The 19,823-nt window shown below is 75.2% G+C and carries 20 protein-coding genes, 2 tRNA genes and 1 pseudogene; 12 read left to right on the top strand and 11 right to left on the bottom strand.

Annotated features, from left to right (window positions below; genetic code table 11):
• Positions 1 to 512, bottom strand: a pseudogene (locus tag NWP10_RS05040) (3-methyladenine DNA glycosylase); the annotation flags it as partial.
• Between the two features lie 135 nt (positions 513 to 647).
• On the opposite strand from NWP10_RS05040, the gene NWP10_RS05035 reads away from it, so the two are divergent.
• The 3 genes from NWP10_RS05035 (at position 648) to NWP10_RS05025 (ending at position 4,775) form a co-directional block, all read left to right on the top strand.
• Positions 648 to 2,225, top strand: a complete 1,578-nt coding sequence (locus NWP10_RS05035) for a pyridoxal-phosphate dependent enzyme (RefSeq protein WP_258300096.1) — start codon at positions 648 to 650, stop codon at positions 2,223 to 2,225.
• Positions 2,226 to 2,287: 62 nt separating this feature from the next.
• On the top strand, positions 2,288 to 3,493 hold the full coding sequence (locus NWP10_RS05030; RefSeq protein WP_248192479.1) for a cystathionine gamma-synthase: 1,206 nt from the start codon (positions 2,288 to 2,290) through the stop codon (positions 3,491 to 3,493).
• Positions 3,494 to 3,566: 73 nt separating this feature from the next.
• The gene (locus NWP10_RS05025) at positions 3,567 to 4,775 is read left to right on the top strand and encodes an amidohydrolase (RefSeq protein WP_258300094.1); all 1,209 of its coding nucleotides are present in this window, start codon (positions 3,567 to 3,569) and stop codon (positions 4,773 to 4,775) included.
• 68 nt (positions 4,776 to 4,843) lie between these two features.
• Here NWP10_RS05025 and NWP10_RS05020 read toward each other — a convergent pair whose 3' ends face one another.
• The gene (locus NWP10_RS05020; RefSeq protein WP_258300093.1) at positions 4,844 to 5,473 is read right to left on the bottom strand and encodes a hypothetical protein; all 630 of its coding nucleotides are present in this window, start codon (positions 5,471 to 5,473) and stop codon (positions 4,844 to 4,846) included.
• Positions 5,474 to 5,796: 323 nt separating this feature from the next.
• Between NWP10_RS05020 and NWP10_RS05015 the strand changes: the two genes are divergently transcribed.
• The 7 genes from NWP10_RS05015 (at position 5,797) to NWP10_RS04985 (ending at position 10,955) form a co-directional block, all read left to right on the top strand.
• Positions 5,797 to 8,073 (top strand): DEAD/DEAH box helicase, encoded by a 2,277-nt coding sequence (locus tag NWP10_RS05015; protein ID WP_258300092.1) that lies wholly within the window; start codon positions 5,797 to 5,799, stop codon positions 8,071 to 8,073.
• A gap of 88 nt (positions 8,074 to 8,161) precedes the next feature.
• Positions 8,162 to 8,233, top strand: a tRNA-Thr gene (locus NWP10_RS05010).
• A 60-nt stretch (positions 8,234 to 8,293) separates the two neighbouring features.
• Positions 8,294 to 8,367: transfer RNA gene (locus NWP10_RS05005), tRNA-Met, on the top strand.
• A gap of 96 nt (positions 8,368 to 8,463) precedes the next feature.
• Positions 8,464 to 8,772, top strand: coding sequence for a hypothetical protein (locus tag NWP10_RS05000; RefSeq protein ID WP_017488954.1), 309 nt, complete (start codon positions 8,464 to 8,466; stop codon positions 8,770 to 8,772).
• A 40-nt stretch (positions 8,773 to 8,812) separates the two neighbouring features.
• The gene (locus NWP10_RS04995; protein ID WP_017488955.1) at positions 8,813 to 9,262 is read left to right on the top strand and encodes a MaoC family dehydratase N-terminal domain-containing protein; all 450 of its coding nucleotides are present in this window, start codon (positions 8,813 to 8,815) and stop codon (positions 9,260 to 9,262) included.
• Complete coding sequence (locus NWP10_RS04990) at positions 9,262 to 9,762, top strand: MaoC/PaaZ C-terminal domain-containing protein (RefSeq protein WP_258300091.1); 501 nt, start codon at positions 9,262 to 9,264, stop codon at positions 9,760 to 9,762. Before NWP10_RS04995 ends, NWP10_RS04990 begins: the two co-directional genes overlap by 1 nt.
• Positions 9,759 to 10,955 carry a UDP-N-acetylmuramate dehydrogenase gene (locus tag NWP10_RS04985; protein ID WP_258300090.1) on the top strand — a complete coding sequence of 399 codons (1,197 nt, stop codon included), beginning with the start codon at positions 9,759 to 9,761 and terminating at the stop codon, positions 10,953 to 10,955. Before NWP10_RS04990 ends, NWP10_RS04985 begins: the two co-directional genes overlap by 4 nt.
• Positions 10,956 to 11,141: 186 nt before the next feature.
• On the opposite strand, the gene asd is transcribed toward NWP10_RS04985, so the two are convergent.
• The 9 genes from asd to mshD form a co-directional block, all read right to left on the bottom strand.
• A complete protein-coding gene (gene asd / locus NWP10_RS04980) occupies positions 11,142 to 12,311 on the bottom strand; it encodes an aspartate-semialdehyde dehydrogenase (protein ID WP_258300089.1) in 1,170 nt (389 codons plus the stop codon).
• A gap of 10 nt (positions 12,312 to 12,321) precedes the next feature.
• Positions 12,322 to 12,552, bottom strand: coding sequence for an NF038396 family protein (locus NWP10_RS04975; protein ID WP_158491562.1), 231 nt, complete (start codon positions 12,550 to 12,552; stop codon positions 12,322 to 12,324).
• A gap of 1 nt (position 12,553) precedes the next feature.
• Positions 12,554 to 13,129, bottom strand: coding sequence for a dihydrofolate reductase (locus NWP10_RS04970; RefSeq protein WP_258300088.1), 576 nt, complete (start codon positions 13,127 to 13,129; stop codon positions 12,554 to 12,556).
• 7 nt (positions 13,130 to 13,136) lie between these two features.
• Positions 13,137 to 13,967, bottom strand: coding sequence for a thymidylate synthase (locus NWP10_RS04965; protein ID WP_258300087.1), 831 nt, complete (start codon positions 13,965 to 13,967; stop codon positions 13,137 to 13,139).
• Position 13,968: 1 nt separating this feature from the next.
• The gene (locus tag NWP10_RS04960; protein ID WP_258300086.1) at positions 13,969 to 14,349 is read right to left on the bottom strand and encodes a GntR family transcriptional regulator; all 381 of its coding nucleotides are present in this window, start codon (positions 14,347 to 14,349) and stop codon (positions 13,969 to 13,971) included.
• The gene (locus NWP10_RS04955) at positions 14,342 to 15,412 is read right to left on the bottom strand and encodes a hypothetical protein (protein ID WP_258300085.1); all 1,071 of its coding nucleotides are present in this window, start codon (positions 15,410 to 15,412) and stop codon (positions 14,342 to 14,344) included. The genes NWP10_RS04960 and NWP10_RS04955 overlap by 8 nt, the downstream gene beginning before the upstream one ends.
• A 91-nt stretch (positions 15,413 to 15,503) precedes the next feature.
• Positions 15,504 to 15,860 (bottom strand): GNAT family N-acetyltransferase, encoded by a 357-nt coding sequence (locus NWP10_RS04950; protein ID WP_158494212.1) that lies wholly within the window; start codon positions 15,858 to 15,860, stop codon positions 15,504 to 15,506.
• A gap of 31 nt (positions 15,861 to 15,891) precedes the next feature.
• Positions 15,892 to 16,905, bottom strand: a complete 1,014-nt coding sequence (locus tag NWP10_RS04945; RefSeq protein ID WP_258300083.1) for an NUDIX hydrolase — start codon at positions 16,903 to 16,905, stop codon at positions 15,892 to 15,894.
• Positions 16,906 to 17,078: 173 nt separating this feature from the next.
• Positions 17,079 to 18,038: a mycothiol synthase gene (gene mshD / locus NWP10_RS04940; protein ID WP_258300082.1), complete on the bottom strand. Its 960-nt coding sequence runs from the start codon at positions 18,036 to 18,038 to the stop codon at positions 17,079 to 17,081.
• Positions 18,039 to 18,138: 100 nt separating this feature from the next.
• Here mshD and NWP10_RS04935 point away from each other — a divergent pair, with 100 nt between their 5' ends.
• Positions 18,139 to 18,945: a hypothetical protein gene (locus NWP10_RS04935; RefSeq protein ID WP_258300095.1), complete on the top strand. Its 807-nt coding sequence runs from the start codon at positions 18,139 to 18,141 to the stop codon at positions 18,943 to 18,945.
• A gap of 187 nt (positions 18,946 to 19,132) precedes the next feature.
• A partial coding sequence (locus NWP10_RS04930; protein ID WP_258300081.1) for an FABP family protein occupies positions 19,133 to 19,823 on the top strand: 691 nt, incomplete at its 3' end.

Raw genomic sequence — 19,823 nt, 5'->3', positions numbered from 1 at the left:
AGCCGCACGAGGGTGCGCCAGCCGTGCCGCGCCTGGTCGTGGGTGACCTTCTGCTCGAGCACCACGGTGATCAGCTGCCCGGACAGCGCCCCCGCCGCGGGCAGGCGCAGCCCGGCGCGCGTGCGCCGCGCCTCGCGCACGTGCCGCGGCAGCGCCGGGGCCGACGAGTCCGGGTGCAGCAGCGCGTCGAAGGCGTCCCAGCCGGCGTCGTCCACGCCCAGCAGCCGCTCCACGGATGCCACCGCGGCCCGCGCCCCCGGGCCCCACGCGCGCGCCGTCACCACGGTCCCGGGCCCCGCCGCCTCCCGCGCGCCGGAGACGAGCAGCGACGTCGGCCGGCCCGGCGAGCCCGCGGGCGCACCCTGATCGGGCACGCGCAGGGTGAGCCAGACGCCCTCCGGGACGGCGCGGACCGTGGGGTCGGCCGCGCCGCGCTGCAGGGGGCGCAGGGTGAGCGGGACGTCCACGGGGACGGGCACGCGCACGCGGCGCACGGCGTCCGGGGCTCTCATGCCCCGCACCGTACACCCGGACTCGGACGCCCTCCCGTTGCCCCGCGTGTCCGCGCCGCCGTTGACGGGTCCGGGGGCTCGCGTAGCGTGGGGAGGGTGACTGAACAGACCTCCGCGCCCACCCCCGCGCAGCCCATGCAGTACGCCGAGAACGTCCTCGAGCTGATCGGGCGCACCCCGCTCGTGAAGCTGAACTCCGTGACGGAGGGCATCGAGGCCACCGTCCTGGTCAAGGTCGAGTACCTGAACCCGGGCGGCTCGGTGAAGGACCGCATCGCCCTGAAGATGATCGAGGACGCCGAGAAGGCCGGCAAGCTCGCCCCCGGCGGCACCGTGGTGGAGCCCACCTCGGGCAACACCGGCGTCGGCCTGGCGCTCGTGTCCCAGCTCAAGGGCTACCGCACCGTGTTCGTGACCCCGGACAAGGTGGGCCAGGAGAAGCGGGACGTGCTCACCGCCTATGGGGCGGAGATCGTGGTGACCCCCACCTCCGTGGCCCCCGAGTCCGAGGAGTCCTACTACGGCGTGGCGAACCGCCTCGAGCGGGACATCCCCGGCGCCTACCAGCCCAACCAGTTCTTCAACCCGGCCGCCCCGGCCTCCCACTACGAGACCACCGGCCCGGAGATCTGGGAGGACACGGCGCACCGCGTCACCCACGTGGTGATCGGCGCGGGCACCGGCGGCACCATCACCGGCACCGGCCGCTACCTCAAGGAGGTCTCGGCGGACCGGGAGTCCGGGCCCGTGCGCGTGATCGGCGCGGACCCGAGCGGCTCCGTCTACTCCGGCGGCACCGGCCGGCCCTACTTCGTGGAGGGCGTCGGCGAGGACATGTGGGTGGACAACTACGACCCCGCCGTCCCGGACGAGGTCATCGCCGTGGAGGACGCCGAGGCGCTGGCCATGACCCGCCGCCTCGCCGCGGAGGAGGGCCTGCTCGTGGGCGGCTCCTCCGGCCTGGCCGTCGTCGCCGGCCTGCGCGCCGCCCGGGACCTGGGCCCGGAGGACGTCATGGTGATCGTGCTGCCGGACTCCGGCCGCGGCTACCTGGCCAAGATCTTCAACGACCCGTGGATGGACGAGCGCGGCTTCGACTACGACGTCCAGGACACCGTCCTGCCGGAGTGGGCCCGCGGCCGCACGCGCTCGGCGGCACCCGAGGCGGACGACGACGGCGCGCAGGGGGCCGCCGGCGGCGCCGGCACGCCGGTGGAGGCCCTCGAGCAGGCCGACGCCGCGGCCGGCGCCGACGCCGGGCAGGCGGCGGACGCGCCCGCCGAGGCGGACCGCTGGGCCGCCACGGCCGGCGAGCTGCTCACCGAGAAGGCGGACCTGTTCCCGGGCTCCGTGCCCACCCTCGTGACCGCCTCGCCCACCACCTCGGTGGCGGACGCCGTGGCCACCATGAACCGCTACGGCGTGGACGCCCTGCCCGTGGTCGCCGAGCCGCGCCACGACCTGCGCATCGGCGAGGTCCGCGGCACCGTGTCCGCCGCCGCCCTCGGCGAGGCGCTCGCGGCCGGCCGGGTGCACCCGGACACCCCCGTGGCCGAGGCCATGGGCCCGGTGCTGCCGTGCATCGGCGCCCGCACCCCGCTGCGCGCCGTCGCCCGCCGCCTCGCCCAGGACCCCACCCTGCTGGTGCTCTCGGCCGGCCGCGTGGCCGGCGTCGTGACCCTGCACGACGTGCTCGCCCACGTGACCGCCTGAGACCCGCCCCGCCGAAGAAGACGTCAGACGCGCCGCCCGCCGGCGCGCGGAAGGAGAACCGCATGACCACGCACGAGCAGCGCCCCGCCGGGTTCGGCACCCGCGCCGTCCACGCCGGCCAGGACCTGGACGAGGTGTACGGGGCCGTCGTCCCGCCCGTCCACCTCTCCAGCACCTACGCGCCCGTGCGCGTGGGCGAGCTGCGCCGCGGCTACGACTACGGCCGCGGCACCAACCCGACCCGTGACGCCCTGCAGACGCAGCTGGCCGCCCTCGAGGCCGGCGTGGGGGAGGACGGGACGCCGAACGCCCTGGCCCTCACCTTCGCCTCCGGCCTCGCCGCGGAGACCGCCCTGATCATGGGCGCCGCCGAGCCCGGCACCACGATCGTGATGGGCAACGACGTCTACGGCGGCTCCTACCGCCTGATCTCCAAGGTCCTGGCCAAGTGGGGGATCCGCCACGCGGTGGTGGACATGGGGGACACCGCGAAGGTGGCCGCCGCCGTCGAGTCCGCGGCCGCGCAGGGTCCGGTGATGGTCTGGCTCGAGACGCCGTCCAACCCGCTCATGAAGGTCTCGGACATCGCCGCGATCGCCGAGGTCGCGCACGGCCACGACGCCCTGCTGGTGGTGGACAACACCTTCGCCACGCCGTACCTGCAGACCCCGTTGGCCCTCGGCGCGGACGTGGTGGTGCACTCCACCACCAAGTACATCGGCGGCCACTCGGACGTCATCGGCGGCGCCCTGGTGATCAAGGACCCCGAGCTGGGGGCGCAGGTGCAGTTCCAGCAGTTCGCGGCCGGCGCCGTCAACGGCCCGTGGGACGCCTACCTGACCACCCGCGGCCTCAAGACCCTCGGCGTGCGCATGGACCGCCACCAGGCCAACGCGCAGGCCGTCGCCGAGTGGCTCGCCGGCCGGCCCGAGGTCACGCAGGTGCTGTACCCGGGCCTGCCGGACCACCCGGACCACGAGCTGGCCGCGCGCCAGATGCGCGGCTTCGGCGGCATGGTCTCCTTCCGCCTGGCCGGCGGCGCCGCGGCGGCCCGCACGGTCGCCGAGTCGACCCGCCTGTTCCAGCTGGCCGAGTCCCTGGGCGGCATCGAGTCGCTCATGAACTACCCGGCGGAGATGACCCACGCCTCCGTGGCCGGCACCGAGCTGGCCGTCCCGGACGACCTGCTGCGCCTGTCCGTGGGCATCGAGGACGCCGAGGACCTCGTGGCCGACCTCGAGCGCGCCCTGGAGGCCCTCGCCGGCTGACCCGTCCCCACGCCCGACGACGACGGCGCCGCGCCTGCCCCGGCAGTGCGCGGCGCCGTCGTAGTCTGGGGTGATGACCGTCACCGCCTTCGTCAACGCCCACGTCGTCCCCGTCGAGTCCGCGCCCTTCGACGGCGCCCTGATCGTCGAGGACGGCAGGATCACCGCCCTCGGCCCGGACGTCGCCGCCCCGGAGGGGGCCGACGTCGTGGACTGCGAGGGCAAGTGGCTGCTGCCCGGCTTCGTGGACGCCCACGTCCACCTGGGCATGCACGCCGAGGGCGAGGTCGGCACCACCTCGGACGTCAACGAGATGACGGACCCCGTCATGGCCGGCGTGCGGGCCATCGACGCCGTGGACCCCAACGAGCCCGGCTGGCGCGACGCCCTGGCCGGCGGCGTCACCACCGTGAACGTCAACCCCGGCTCCGGCAACCCCATCGGCGGGCAGGCCGTGGCCCTGCACACCCACGGGCGCACCGTGGACGAGATGGTGCTGCGCAGCCCCTCCGGCGTGAAGTCGGCCCTCGGCGAGAACCCCAAGAACGTGTACAAGGAGAAGGGCCGCACCCCCTCCACCCGCCTGGGCACCGCGCTGGTGATCCGCGAGGCGTTCCTGAAGGCCCAGGGGTACCTGGCCCGGCAGGAGGAGGCCGAGCGGGAGGGCAAGCCGTTCACGAAGGACCCGCACATGGAGGCGCTCGGCCAGGTGCTGCGGCGGGAGATCCCGTGGCGGCAGCACTGCCACCGCACGGACGACATCGCCACGGCGCTGCGGATCGCGGACGAGTTCGGCTACGAGCTCGTGCTGGACCACGGCACCGAGGCGCACCCCGTGGCGGACCTGCTCGCCGAGCGCGGCGTGCCCGTGCTCATCGGCCCCCTGTTCACCACGAAGTCCAAGCCGGAGCTGCGCGGCCGCTCCATGCGCAACCCGGGCCGCCTGGCCCGCGCGGGCGTGGAGATCAGCATCATCACGGACCACCCGGTCATCCCCATCGACTTCCTCGTCTACCAGGCGGCCCTGTCCGTGAAGGAGGGCCTGGACCCGGAGACCGCGCTGCGCGCCATCACCCTGAACCCGGCCAAGGTGCTGGGCCTCGAGGACCGCATCGGCTCGCTGGCCGTGGGCAAGGACGCGGACCTCGTGCTGTGGTCCGGAGACCCGCTGGACGTGATGCAGCGGGCGCTGCGGGTCTGGATCGGCGGGCGCTGCGTCATGGAGTACGACCTCGCCACGGCCCGCCCCGTGGTGGCCTCCGCCCGCCCCGTGGAGGACTGAGGCCGGGCGCCCCGGCGGTGCGGGCGGCGCCGGGGGTCAACGCCGCCGGGCGTCAGCGCCGTCGGGGGTCAGCGGCGCAGGCGCGAGCGCACGGGCGGCAGCCACAGCAGCGCCGCGCCCACGAGCATGATCACCGCGAGGACGATCAGCAGGCCGTTGGCCCGCAGGAACGCGGGCGCGGCCAGCAGCAGCGCGATGAACGTGAGGGTGCCGATCGCGGACCGGCGCCGGCGCAGCAGGCCGATCCAGCCCCACAGGGCGGCCGCGGCGAACAGCGCGACGGTGACGCCCATGGTGAACTGGCCGGTCGCCCCGCCCAGGACGCCCACGGACGCGATGCCGGTCAGCGGGTCCACCACGGGCTCGCCGCTCTCGCGGGCGCGCATCCCGTTCCACACGAACGCGCCGGCGACGACGGCCAGCACCACGGTCAGCGCCAGCCAGTACATCCGGGCGATCCGCAGCAGCGGGTGCACGAGCCCGGCGTCGGACTCGGCGGCGTCCCGTTCCGCCAGGCCGCGCTCGCGGTCCTCGCGGCGCCGGCTCAGGCGCTCCTCGTCCTCGGCGGCGAGACGGGCGCGCTCGGCGCGCAGCCGCGCGTCGTCCGCCCGCTGGCTCTCCTGGAAGGACCGGGCGGCGCGGCCGGCGGCCCGGCCGAGGCCGCGGGCGAGGGGACGGTCTTCGCTGTTCTGGGGCACGCGCCGAGCCTAGCGCGCCGGCTGCGGCAGGGCAGGGGTGTGCGAACGCACACCCGGCGCCCGGGGCCGGGCGGCGCCGGTGCCGTAGACTGGTCCGACCGGATCCGGTCTCTCCCCCTGTGATGAGTGAGCGTGGACGCGTGTGCCACGCCGGAACTGCAGATGTCTGTGCAGATGTGTGTGCGGGCCACGAACGTCGTGGTCCTCGGGGGCTTGCCGGGTGGACGGAATCATCTGACCCAGCTGGCCCCTGCGCCCCACGACGTCGACCCGCGACCGACGTCCTTCGGCGTGCGCCCGCGCATCCCCACAGGAGGACTCCCATGTCTGACGCCCTCGATCCCCAGACCACGCCCGAGGCCCAGGTCGACGCCGCCGAGCTCGCCGAGGCCCGCCAGGAGGCGGCCGAGGCCGCCGCCCCCGAGGCCACCGAGACCCCCGAGACCGCCGCCGCGGCCACCGAGACCGACTCCGCCCCCGAGGCCGAGACCGCCGAGGAGCCCGAGGCCCCGGCCGAGCCGGCCGGCCCCACCTTCCTGGACCTCGGCCTGGACGCCCGCGTGCTGGCGGCCGTCGAGGACCTGGGCTACACCCGTCCCTCGCCGATCCAGGAGGCGACCATCCCGCTGCTGCTGGACGGCCGCGACGTCGTGGGCCTGGCCCAGACCGGCACCGGCAAGACCGGCGCCTTCGCCCTGCCGGCGCTGGCCCGCCTGGCCGAGACCGCGGACGTCAACGGCCGCGCGGACACCCCGCAGGTGCTCGTGCTCGCCCCGACCCGCGAGCTGGCCCTCCAGGTGGCCGACGCCTTCGACAGCTACGCCAAGCACCTCGAGGACGTCTCCGTGCTCGCCGTCTACGGCGGCTCCCCGTACGGCCCGCAGCTGGCCGGCCTGCGCCGCGGCGCCCAGGTCGTGGTGGGCACGCCGGGCCGCGTGATCGACCACCTCGAGCGCGGCTCCCTGGACCTGTCCGACCTGCAGACCCTCGTGCTGGACGAGGCGGACGAGATGCTGCGCATGGGCTTCGCCGAGGAGGTGGACCGCATCCTCGCCTCCACCCCGGACACGAAGCAGACCGCGCTGTTCTCGGCCACCATGCCGCCGGCCATCCGCCGCATCTCCGCGCAGTACCTGAACGCGCCGGAGGAGGTGGCCGTGGCCCGCCAGTCGACCACGTCCTCCACCATCCGCCAGCGCTACCTGCAGGTGGGCCACCAGTGGAAGCTGGAGGCGTTCACCCGCATCCTCGAGACCGAGGACCACGACGGCGTGATCGCCTTCGTCCGCACGCGCGCCGGCACCGAGGAGCTCGCCCAGAAGCTCAACCGCGCCGGGTTCAAGGCCGTGGCCATCTCCGGCGACATCGCCCAGAAGCAGCGCGAGAAGACGGTGGAGGACCTCAAGGCCGGCCGCGTGGACATCCTCGTGGCCACGGACGTGGCCGCCCGCGGCCTGGACGTGGAGCGCATCTCCCTGGTGGTCAACTACGACATCCCGCAGGACGCCGAGTCCTACGTGCACCGCATCGGCCGCACCGGCCGCGCCGGGCGCCAGGGCGACGCCGTGCTGTTCATGACCCCGCGCGAGCGCTTCCTGCTCAAGCAGATCGAGCGCACCACGCGCCAGCAGGTCGAGGAGATGGCGGTCCCGGCCGTGAAGGACGTCAACGCGGCCCGCAAGCGCCGCTTCGCCGACGGCATCACCCGCACCCTCGAGCGCGCCTCCGAGGAGGAGCTGGCCGTGTTCGGCGAGATCGTGGCCGCGTACGTCGAGGAGCACGACGCCGAGCCGTCCCGCGTGGCCGCGGCCCTGGGCATGATGGCCCAGGGCGGCCGCCCGCTGCTGGCCAAGGAGCAGGAGATCCCCACCGGCCCGCGGGGCCGCAAGGAGCGCGACGGCGGCCGTGACGGCGGCCGGGAGCGCGGCACCGCGGACGGCCGCGGCTCGCGTGGCCCGGCCCGCGAGCCCGCCGCCGGCAACGCGACGTACTGGATCGCCGTCGGGCACCAGGACCGCGTGCGCCCGGGCAACATCGTGGGCGCGCTCGCCAACGAGGTGGGCCTGCCCGCCTCGGCCATCGGCGCGATCGACCTGCGCGGCAACCACTCGCTCGTCGAGCTGCCCGCGGACCTCACCCCGGCCCAGCTCGAGGCCGCGGCGAACGTCGAGATCAGCGGCCGCCGGCTGGGCCTGCGCAAGGACACCGGCCGCCCGACCCGCGCCGAGCGCGACGGGGACGAGCGCCGCGGCGGCTTCCGCAAGGACCGCGGCGAGCGCGGCGGCCACGGCGGCCACCGGGGCGGGTTCCGCAAGGACCGTGACGAGCGCGGCTTCCGCGGCGACCGCGAGGAGCGCGGCGGGTTCCGCGGCGACCGTGACGATCGCGGTGGCTTCCGCAAGGACCGCGAGGACCGTGGCGGTTTCCGCAAGGACCGCGACGACCGCGGCGATCGCGGTGGCTTCCGCAAGGACCGCGAGGACCGTGGCGGCTTCCGCAAGGACCGCGACGAGCGGGGCGGCTTCCGCGGCGGCAAGGCCGGTGGCCGCAAGCCCCGCTGGGGCGCCCAGGAGCGCAGCGATCGCGGCCCGCGTCGCTGACCTCTGAAGGGGTGCGGACGACGCCGGAGGCCCCTCCCGACGCCGACTTTGCATCGGCCGGGAAGCCCTGGTAGAGTCTCACCTCGTTGCCCCGATAGCTCAGTGGTAGAGCGCCATCTTGGTAAGATGGAGGTCCCGGGATCGATTCCCGGTCGGGGCTCTGACATGAGAGCCCGCCCTCGCGGCGTGAAAACCGTGAGAGCGGGCGTTCTCATGTCGTGGCGGCGTAGCTCAGCTGGTTAGAGCGCACGACTCATAATCGTGAGGTCGGGGGATCGAGTCCCCCCGCCGCTACCGCAGACGGAAGGACCCGGTCACCTCCTCGGAGGGGCCGGGTCCTTCCGCGTTCCCGGGCCTCCGGCCCCGCCCCCGCCCGGTAGCCTGGCGGGCATGTCCTCGCACCGCCCCTCCTCACAGCGCCGCCCCGACCGCGGCCCCTCCACGGGGCCGCAGCGCGCCGGCTTCGTCTCCCCGTGGGAGAACGGCTCCTCCCTCTACCGGGCGCTCGTCCTGACCGGATCCGCGCTGTTCCTCGTGGGCATCGTGCTGGCGGTGGTGGGCGCCACGACGTCGCAGCTCACCGTCTCCTGGTTCGCGCTGGGCGTCCTGGGGCTCGGCGTCGTCGTGCACCTGAGCGCGCAGATGGTGCGCTTCCGCCAGGCCGCGCGACGTCAGGGGCAGCGGCCCCCCGGCCGCTAGGCTGGACGGCAGTCGATAACCGTCCCGCAGGAGGCCCGAGTTGAGCGTGAACCCCGACGTCGCCGGGCGGAGCTATCCGCCCGCGCCCCCGTTCCAGGTCGGCCGAGAGGCGGTCCGCGCCTTCGCCTCCGCCGTGCAGGCGCAGCACCCCGCCCACCATGACGTGGAGGCGGCCCGCGCCCTCGGCCACGCCGACCTCCTCGCCCCGCCGACCTTCGCCGTCGTGATCGCCCAGCGCGCCGAGGCGGCCGCGGTCAACGACCCCGAGGTCGGCATCGACTTCTCCCGCGTGGTCCACGCGGACGAGCGCTTCGTGCACCACCGCCCGCTCGTGGCGGGGGACGAGGTCGTGGCCACCGTGCGGATCGCCTCCGTGAAGTCGCTCGGCGGCAATGACATGGTCACCACCGTCACCGAGATCGCCGACGCGGACGGGGCGCCCGTCTCCACCGTCACGTCCACCCTGCTGGTCCGGGGAGAGGAGTCCTGATGAGCACCGCCCCCCGCCTGTCCGAGCTGACCAAGGGCGAGACGATCGGCAGCCGCACCGTGCCCCTGACGCGCGCGGACCTCGTGGCCTACGCCGGCGCGTCCGGGGACCACAACCCCATCCACTGGTCGCCGTCCTTCGCCGAGCGCGTCGGCCTGCCCGGCGTCATCGCCCACGGCATGCTCACCATGGGCGCGGCCGTGCAGCTCGTCTCCGACTGGGCCGGGGACCCGGGCGCCGTCGTCGACTACCAGACCCGCTTCACGGGCATGGTGCCGGTCGCGGACACCACGGGGCAGACCGGCGACGACGGCGCGCCCGTCCCCGGCGCGACGCTGCAGGTGGTCGGCAAGGTCGGCGCCGTGGACGAGGCCGCCGGCACCGTGCGCATCGACCTGGACGTCACCAACCCGGACGTGGAGAAGCCGCGCGTGCTGACCAAGGCGCAGGCCGTGGTCCGCCTCGCCGCGCCCGCCCCGGCTGCGGGGGAGTCCGCGTGAGCGAGCGGCTGGCCGAGCACACGACCACGCGCGTCGGCGGCCCCGCCCGCGCCTGGGTGACGGCCCGCACGGAGGCCGAGGCGATCGAGGCCGTCCGCGCCGCCGACGCGGCCGGTGAGCCGCTGTTCGTGCTCGGCGGCGGCTCGAACACCCTGATGGCCGACGCCGGCTTCCCCGGCACCGTGGTCCGTCTCGCCTTCGAGGGCATCGAGGTCCGCGAGGGCGCCGAGGGTCGCGAGGGCGACGCGGACGACCAGGACTCTGCCGCCGGCGGGGACCGGGCCGGGGAGGCCGTCGTCGTGCGCGTGGCCGCCGGCCACCCGTGGGACGACGCCGTGGCGTGGACCGTGGAGCACGGCCTCGGCGGGATCGAGGCGCTCTCGGGGATCCCCGGATCCGCCGGCGCCACGCCCGTGCAGAACGTGGGCGCCTACGGAGCGGACGTGTCCCAGGTGCTCGTGTCCCTGCGCGCGTGGGACCGTGAGGCCGGGCAGGTCGTGGAGCTGGGCGCCGAGGAGCTGGAGTTCGGCTACCGGGACTCGATCATCAAGCGCTCCATGCTCGAGACCGGGGCCCCCAGCCCGCGCTGGATCGTGCTCTCGATCGACCTGCGGCTGCGCCGCGCGTCCGGGGCCGCCGAGCCCACCGCCCCCGTGCGCTACGGGCAGCTGGCCTCCGCGCTGGACGTGGCGGAGGGCACGTACGCCCCACTGGCCGTGGTGCGCCGCGAGGTGCTGGCGCTGCGCGCCGCCAAGGGGATGGTCTCGGACCCGCAGGACCCGGACACCTGGTCCACGGGCAGCTACTTCACCAACCCGATCGTGCCGGCCGCCGTGCGGGCCTCCCTGCCCGAGGGCGCCCCGGCGTTCGCGGCGGGCCGGGCCGCGGACGGCACCGAGCTCGTGAAGCTCTCGGCGGCCTGGCTGATCGACCACGCGGGCTTCGCCAAGGGCTTCGGCCTGCCGGACGTGGCGCCACGCGAGGGCGGCCCGGACGGCCGCGGCGCGGACGGGGCCGGACTGGCCGGGGGGCGCGCGTCGGTGTCCACGAAGCACACGCTGGCCATGACCAACCGCGGGGACGCGTCCACGGAGGACGTCCTGACGATCGCGCGCACCGTGCGCGACGGCGTGAAGGCGCGCTTCGGCGTCGACCTGCACCCCGAGCCGATGATCATCGGCACGAGCCTCTGACCCCACCGCCCCGCCCCGCCGCTTTCGTGCGGGAAACGGGAGGCTTCAAGGGCACTTTCGTGCGGGAGACGGGAGCCTTCCGGCCCCCGTTCGTGCGGGAGACGGGAGCCTTCGGGGGCACCGGGGAACGCGAGACGGGAGGGACCGACGTCGGTCCCTCCCGTCTCCCGCACGAAGGCGCTGCGGTCAGAGGTTCCCGGTCGCGATCATCAGCATGCGACGCACCGGTTCCGCGGCGCCCCACAGGAGCTGGTCGCCCACGGTGAAGGCCGAGAGGTACTCGGGGCCCATGTTGAGCTTGCGCAGGCGCCCCACGGGGATCTGCAGGGTGCCGGTGGCCGCGATGGGCGTCAGCTCGGCGACCGAGGCCTCCTTCGTGTTCGCCACGAGGCGGACCCACTCGTTGTCCTCGGCGATGATCTGCTCGACCTCGTCCAGGGGCACGTCCCGGGTCAGCTTGAGCGTGAGGGCCTGCGAGTGGGAGCGCATGGCGCCGATGCGCACGCACAGCGAGTCGAAGGCGATCCGGTCCTCGCCGCGCAGGCCGAGCACCTTGTTGGTCTCGTCGAACGCCTTCTGCTCCTCGCGGGAGACGCCGTTGCCCAGGTCCGAGTCGATCCACGGGATGAGGGAGCCGCCGAGCGGGACGCCGAACTGGGTGGCGTCCAGGCCGCCGCGCTGCAGCTCGAGCACCTTGCGGTCGATCTCGAGGATCGCCGACGCCGGGTCGGCCAGCTCGTCGCGCACGACGCCGCCGAGCTCGGCGTACTGGGTGAGCAGCTCGCGCATGTGGCGCGCGCCGCCGCCGGAGGCCGCCTGGTAGGTCATGGCGGTGCCCCACTCGACGAGGCCGGCCTTGAACAGGCCGCCGAGGCCCATGAGCATGCAGGAGACGGTGCAGTTGCCGCCGATGAAGTCCTTCACGCCGGAGGCCAGCGCCGCGTCGATCGCGGAGCGGTTCACGGGATCCAGCGCGATCACGGAGGTGTCCTCCATGCGCAGCGTGGAGGCGGCGTCGATCCAGATCCCGTCCCAGCCGGCGGCGCGCAGCCGCGGGTAGACGTCCTTCGTGTAGTCGCCGCCCTGCGCGGTGACGATCACGGGGAGCGCGGCGAGCACGTCCAGGTCGTACGCGTCCTGGAGCGGGCCGGCGTCGCCGGGCATGCCCTCGAACGTCGGGGCGGGGCCGCCGGCGTTGGACGTGGAGAAGAAGACGGGCCGGATGCGGGCGAAGTCGCCCTCCTCGGCCATGCGCTGCATGAGGACCGAGCCCACCATGCCGCGCCAGCCGATCAGGCCCACGGTGGGCACGGCGGCGTCGGGGGCGGTGACGGGGGAGGAAGCGGCGGAGGTCATGCCCTCCAGGCTACCGGCCCTGCTGCGCCCGCTTCCGCTTGTTCCACGCGATGAGACCGCCCACCGCGAACACCTGCGTCAGCACGATCAGGAACACGAGCCCGGCGATCGTCTTGCCCTGCAGCACGAGGATCAGGCCCATCACCGCGCAGACGAACGCGAGCACGGGGCACGCGACGAGCGCGAGGAACGTCACCGCCTGCGGGGTGAGTAGGCGGTCCTGGGGGTCGGTCGGGGCCATGTCAGTCGCGTTCCCATCGTTCGAAGCGGTGGCGCGGGCCGGAGGCGGAGTCCAGCCACGCGTCGGGGGCGGGGTCGACGGCGGTGCGCCGCCAGCGGGGGTCCAGGACCGGGGCGTGCGTGTCGCCGTCGACGTCGGCGTCGATCACGGTCACCTCGGCCCGCGAGGCCACGTCGAGGGCCTGCTCGTAGAGGGTGGCCCCGCCGATCACCCACACGGTGTCGCAGCCGTCGGCCTCGGCCGCGGCGGCCAGGGCCGCCCCGAAGTCCGGCACGACGACGGCGCCTGCGGCCCGTAGCTCCGCGCCGGCCTCCTCGGAGGCCGTCAGGGTGCGGGAGACCACGATGTTCGTGCGTCCGGGCAGCGGGCGGAAGCGCGCCGGGAACGACTCCCATGTGCGCCGGCCCATGATCACCGGGTGGCCGTGGGTGTGGGCACGGAAGTGGGCGAGGTCCTCGGGCACGTGCCACGGCATGGTGCCGTCGCGGCCGATGACGCGCTCGGGCGTCTGGGCCCAGATCATGGCGATCACGGGCTCGACGGGGCGCGGGGCGCGGGAGGCGGCGGGGCGGGTCATCGTCGGCTCAGACCGCAATCGGGGCGGTGATGGTCGGGTGGTGGCGGTAGTCCACGACCTCGAAGTCCTCGTACGCGTAGTCGAAGAGGGACTCCGGGGTGCGGCGGATCCGCAGCGTGGGGTATGGGTAGGGCTCGCGGGATAGCTGCTCGCGCACCTGGTCCTCGTGGTTGGCGTAGATGTGGCAGTCCCCGCCGGTCCACACGAACTCACCGGGGGTGAGGCCGGTCTGCTGGGCGACCATCACGGTGAGCAGCGCGTAGGAGGCGATGTTGAACGGGACGCCCAGGAACAGGTCCGCGGAGCGCTGGTAGAGCTGGCAGGAGAGCGTGCCGGGGGCGCCGTCCTGACCGGGGGAGACGTAGAACTGGAACAGCGCGTGGCACGGCGGCAGCGCCATCTCGTCCACCTCGGCGGGGTTCCACGCGGTGACGATGTGCCGGCGCGAGTCGGGGTTCGTCCGGATCTGCTCCACGACCTTGGCGATCTGGTCGATGTGGCCCCCGTCCGGGGTGGGCCACGAGCGCCACTGCACGCCGTAGACGGGGCCGAGCTCGCCGTCCTCGTCCGCCCACTCGTTCCAGATCCGCACGCCGCGCTCCTGGAGCCACCGCACGTTGGAGTCCCCGCGCAGGAACCACAGCAGCTCGAGGGCCACCGACTTGAAGTGCACGCGCTTGGTGGTGATCAGCGGGAAGGACTCGGCCAGGTTGAAGCGCAGCTGGCGGCCGAACACGCTGCGCGTGCCCGTGCCGGTCCGGTCCGTCTTGACGGCCCCGTGGGTCATCACGTCGGCGAGGAGGTCCTCGTAGGGGGTGGGGATGCTCACGCGGCCCACTCTAGCGATCCGAGCGGACGCGCTGAGCGTCGTCGACGGCCCGGCGCAGGCGGGCCGCATCCCAGCCCGCGGCCCGGGCCAGGGCCACGGCGCGCTCGACGGCGGCGCCCACCGCGGCGTCGTCCGGGGCGGGCGGGGCGTCCGCCACCACAGTTCCCTTGCCGCGTGCCGTGCGCACGACGCCGGCCGCCTCGAGCTCGCGGTAGGCGCGCACCACGGTGTTGGGGGCGATGCCGAGGTCGCCTGCGAGGGTCCGGACGGAGGGGAGGCGGGTGCCGGCGGGCAGCTCGCCGGCGGCGACGAGGTCCGCGATCCGCGCCCGGATCTGCTCGAAGGGCGGGACGGGGGAGCGGAGGTCAATCTCGACCGCGGGCTCAGCCACGGCCCGCCGCCACCGGGGTGTCGACGCGCGGGACGGCGTCATCGGCGCGCAGCGCCCGGAGGTCGCGGTAGGGCTTGAGCAGGGCCAGGACGAGGATCACCGCGACGGTGCCGCCCAGGAGCAGGGCCGTGGCGGGAGAGGCGGGGTCCAGCTCGCGCAGCCGGTCCACGAGCTCGGGTGTGCTGATCGCCCCGGCCTGCTGCGCCTCGAAGGCCGCGGCGGCGGCGTCGGCGGCCGTGGCGCGTGCGGCGACCTCGAGGCGCCCGGCCACCGCGGCCAGGCCGATCCAGCACAGCTGGGCGACGCCGATGCGGACGGTGCGGTCCACGGCGACCCGACGCGCCGCCAGGTCCGCTGCGGGGCTCAGCCCGCTGAGCATGGGCCGGTGGTGCACGGCCACGACGACGGCGGCGCACGCGAGGACGACCGCCGCCGCGCCCAGGGCGTACCACCCGGCGACGGCGGACCCGGCCGGGGCGCCGAGGAAGTCGGCGCCGAAGGGGACCGCGTCCGCTCCTACGTGCAGACGGTATCGGGCCCCCTGGACGCCGGGGCTGGTCGTGGCCGCCGCGGCGCCGGCGAGCGCGAACCCCAGGCCTGCGACGAGGAGGATCCGCAGGCGGACCGGGAGCAGGTTGGGCCAGCGGCGGGCGACGAGGCCGGCCGTGCGGCGCGGCGCGGTGACGCGCGGCCACGTCACCTGGGCCAGGGCGGGGACGAGGACCAGCCACAACGCCGGCAGGAGGACGGCGAGGGCCGCGGCCGTGGCGTCCACGGGTGCGGCGTCGAGGGCCTCCGTGCTCCACCGCCCGGAGGCGGGGACGCCACCGGCCAGGTGCCATCCGCCCCGGGAGTCGCCGAGCCAGGCTCCGGCCAGTGGTGCGGGGCCGGCCCACACGCCGGTGGCCAGGACCGTCAGGGCGGCGGCGGCCGTGAGGTGGCCGCGGGCCGCGACCCCGGCGGCCGTCCAGCGGGAGCGGCGGCCCGTCCCGTAGAGGATCAGGCCGATGAGGAAGGTCAGGAGGCTGACGGTCCAGAGGACCTCGAGGGGCAGGGCGGGCATGGCGCGCTTCTTCCGACGGGGTGCGCGACGGCCGCGCACGACCGCACTGTATCAGTCGGTTGATACAGCGGGACAGGCCCCCTGCCCCCGGTCAGCCGTTGAACACCATGTCCTGGTACTCGGGGTAGCGGCGCAAGTAGTCCTCCACGTAGGAGCACTCGGCCACGATCGAGTCGCCCTCGGCGCGCAGGCGGTCCAGCACCATGGTGACGAGCGCGCGCGCATAGCCCTTGCGGCCGTGGGCCTCGTCGATGATCGTGTGCTGCAGCCGCACCACCGTCCGGTCCTCGCCGTCGGGGCCGGGCACGGTCTCCTGGGCGTAGCCGAGGAAGCCGATGAACGTCCCGTCCTGGCGCAGCTCGAAGCGCTCGCGGTCCGGGTCGCGGGTCACCTTCAGGCGCTCGTGGACGATCTTCTCGGGCTGGCTCTTCGCGGCGGTGTTCTCCATGCCCCGAGCCTAGGCCCGGAGGCGGACGGGCTCAATCGTCCCAGGGGTCGTACGCCTCCACGGCCACCACGTCGCCGTCGAGGTCGAGGGAGCGGTGCACCACGAGCACGGCGCCGGGGCGCAGCCACGGGTCCTCGCGCGGCATCGCGCGCAGCACGCGCTCCTGGCGGCGCGCGGCGGCGTCCTCGACCACATCGAACAGCACCGGCAGCACCGGCCGGTGGGTGCACACCACCTGGGCGCGCTGGCGGCCCAGCAACTCGTGCATCGCCTTGCGCGTCTTCTTGGGCTTCTCCTTGGCGGCGGTCTCCGTGAACGCGCCCTTGGTCTTCAGCGGCAGGCGGCTGGACTTCACGAGCGGGGCGAGGGTCTCCACGCAGCGCCGCCACGGGGAGGAGACGAGGCGCTCGGGGGCCCAGGCCGCCACGAGCCCCTCGACGGCGAGCGCCTGGCGCCGGCCGGTGGCCGCCAGCGGCCGCTCCTGCTCGGCGCGGGACCAGGAGGAGCGGGGCTTGGCCTTAGCGTGGCGCAGCACGAGCAGCGGCAGGGTCCGCAGCCGGCCGCGGGAGTCGGCACGCACGAGCAGCTCGAGGGGCTCGCGGTCCGTCTCGTTGGTCAGCAGGGCCTCGGCCTCCTCGGGGCGCACCCAGCGGACCTCGTCCACCTCGTCCCCGTCCGGCACGGCGCGCTGCGCGCCGGCGTCGGCGGCCCAGTACCAGACCTCCTTGGTGAGCCGGGCGCCGCGCTTGCCGGAGACCTCGTACTCGGTCACGCACAGCGGGATGCCGGGGCGCAGGGCGAGCCCGACCTCCTCGCGCAGCTCCCGGACGGCGCACTGGGGCAAGGTCTCGCCGGGATCGAGCTTGCCCTTGGGCCAGGACCAGTCGTCGTAGCGGGGGCGGTGGATCACCAGCACCTCGAGGCCGCCGCCGGGGGTGCGGCGCCAGGGCACCACGCCCGCGGCCAGCACCTCGGCGCGGGGGCCGTCCGCGGCCCGGTCCTCCGTGGACCAGCGGGCGACGCGCTCGGTGGGGGTCGAGGGCATGGGGCTCGTTCCTCTCGGGATGCGGCGGCTCCACGGTCGGAGCGGGGGCGCCGCGCGGACCGTGCCGGCCCGGCGCCGGCCCCACCAGGATACGAGCACGGCCGGGCGGGGCCGCCGCGGGGCCGGAGGCACCGGTCAGGGGGTGGGGTCGGGGACGGGCCGAGGCGGCGCGGTCAGGGGCGGCGGTGCTGGGCGTCGGCGGCGAACAGCCCGAAGCCCAGCGACTCGTACAGGCGCACCGCGGCGGCGTTGTCCGCGTCCACGTACAGGTCCACGACGTCGACGCCCTGCCCCGCCATCCGGTGCAGCCCTGCCAGGGTCACGGCCCGGCCCAGGCCGAGGCCCTGGGCCGCAGGGGTGACGCCCACGGCGTAGACCTCCCCGAGGCGCGGGCCCGGGCCCGCCTGCGGCTCCACCTTGGTCCAGTGGAAGCCGAGCAGGGCGTCGTCCTCCTCGCGTACGGCCAGCAGCAGGCCCTCGGCCTCGAACCAGTCCTCGGCCATGCGGTCCTCGAGATCGGCGCGGGTCAGCCCGCCCTGCTCCGGGTGGTCGGCGAAGGCCGCGGCGTTCGCGTCGAGCCAGGCCTGCTCGTCCCGGCCGGGGACGAAGCCCCGCAGGGCTACGCCGTCGGCCAGCTGAGGCTGCGGCAGGTCCGCGAGGGCCTCGTGCGGCAGCCGCATGCGGCGCAGCTCGCGCACCGGCTCCAGCCCGTGCCGACGGGCCAGGGCGTCGGAGCCCGGCAGCATGCCGTGCGCCCACACGCTGGTGGTCGACTCCAGCCCGCGCTCGCGGACGGCGACGGCGGCGGCGTCGGCCAGGGCGGCGCCGCGGCCCGCGCGCCGGGCCTCGGGGTCCACGACGAGCTCGAGCACGGACCCGGAGTCCTCGCCGCCCTCGGGCGCCAGGACGGCCGCGCCGCTGACGCTCCCGTCCGCCTCCCGGACCACGCCCCACCACCGCTGGCGGCCCCGGGCGAGCACCACGCGCGTCTGGTCCGAGAGCGGGGGATGGCCGTCTGCGGCCTGCGCCCGGTCGGCCAGCGCGAGGACCGCGTCCACCTCGTCGGGTCGGGGCTCGGACACGCGCGGGGCGGCGGGATCGGTCGGGGTCGCGGGGACGGGGTTCTCGGTCATGCGCCTCACCCTATGGAAGGTCCGCGGCGGCCCGCGAGGCGCGCGCCGCCGTCGCCGGTCCGGGCCCCGCGCCGCCGCACCTGGCAGGATGGGCGGCGTGATGCGCTTGTCCATGGCCCTGAGTGCGGCCGTCGCCGCCCTGGTGCTCGGCGGCGCCACCCTCCTCGGCCCCGCCCCCGCCGCTGTGGCCGCCATGGCCGTGATCCTCGTGATCGCGTGGGGCTGGCCCCGGCAGATGGGCGCCCCCGCCCGCCTCTCGCTCAGCGTCACGCTGGCGGCGGTCGGCCTCGTGGCCGTCCTGCTCATGCTGTTGTGGCCCCCGATCGAGGACGGGCGCAGCGGCGCGTGGACGCTGTTCGAGCCCCTCGCCGTCGCCCTGGCCTGGAGCACCATGGCCTCGTTCGTGGTGCAGCTCGTGCGCGGCACCGGCCGTCCCCTGCGCCTGGAGTCCACCGTGGCCACCATGGGCGGCGGCCTCATCGCCGTCATGACGGCGTGCTGGGTGGCGGTCTCCCGCTGGACCGACGCGCCGGCCGTGGCGGGCCTCGTCCTGACCCTGGCGATCTCGGTCGCGGCGTTCTCCCTCATCGGCCTCATTCCGGGCGTGCAGGGCCGCCCCGGCGTGCTCGCCCTCGTGGTCGTCCCGCTCGGCGCGGTGCTCGCGTGGCCCGTCTCGGCGCTCCTGGGCGTCGGTCCGCAGGACCGCGCCGCCGTCGTGGCCGCGGTCGTGGCCGTCGCCACGCTGGTCTCGCTCACCGCGGCCACCGCCCCGTCCGCCCGGCCCCGGCCGGAGGACCGCCCGGTGGGCACCACCCTGCGCCCGCGGCGCGCCGGCTACGCCCTGGCGCTGGCCCCCGTGGGCGCGGCCGGCGTGGTGGCGCACGTCATGGTGGGCTTCCTGGCCTGACCTGGGCGCCCCACTCGGTAGGATGGCGCGCATGGATACCCTTCTTGCGCTCGAGATCTTCTTCCTGGCCCTCGTCGTGCTGGCCGGCCTCGGCATGGCCGCGGTGGCGGCCGTCGTCGTCGGCGGGCTGTTCAAGGGTCAGCGCTGACCACGCGCGGCCCGCACGCGGGCCGCGCCGTGATCCCTCATGGCGACTGAACTCCCGTACGACCTCACCCCGGAGCTTGCGCCCCTGTCCTGGCTCATCGGCAGCTGGGAGGGGCAGGGCCGTCTCGGCGACGGCTCCGACGGCACCGAGATCTTTTACCAGCGCGTGGACTTCACGGAGCACGGCCTGCCGTTCGTGGAGTACCGCGCGGAGTCGTGGCTCTGCGAGAGGGACGGCACGCTGCTGCGCCCGCTGACGGTCGAGTCCGGCTTCTGGCAGGTGGACCGGGAGCGCCGCGACGGCGACGTCGGCCCCGGCATGCGCCCGGCGGACATCGTCCCCGCGTTCCGCTCCGCCGAGGACGTGGAGAGCCTGCGCGCCGGGGACGAGGGCTTCGGCATCACCGCCACCATCACGCACCCGGGCTCCCTGGCCGAGCTGTACTACGGCCGCATCAAGGGCCCGCAGCTGCAGCTGGTCACGGACGCGGTGCTGCGCGGCTCGGCCGCCGGCGACTACCACCGGGCCACCCGCATGGCCGGGCTCGTCAACGGCCAGCTCTTCTGGCGCTGGGACTCCTCCGGCTCCGAGGGCGCCGAGCTGGAGGCGGCCGGAGTAGGCGACCGTGAAGACGGAGGCCAGGGCGATGGCCGCCGTGACGGCCGGGCCCGCCCAGGCCGGCCCGGGGGTGCCGAGGGCGGCGTCGAGCAGGCCCTCCTTGGAGACGAAG

This window comes from Micrococcus sp. HG099 (assembly GCF_024723355.1).
In the GTDB taxonomy this organism is placed as follows: Bacteria; Actinomycetota; Actinomycetes; order Actinomycetales; family Micrococcaceae; genus Micrococcus; species Micrococcus endophyticus.
This window is presented reverse-complemented; position numbering and strand designations above follow the sequence as displayed.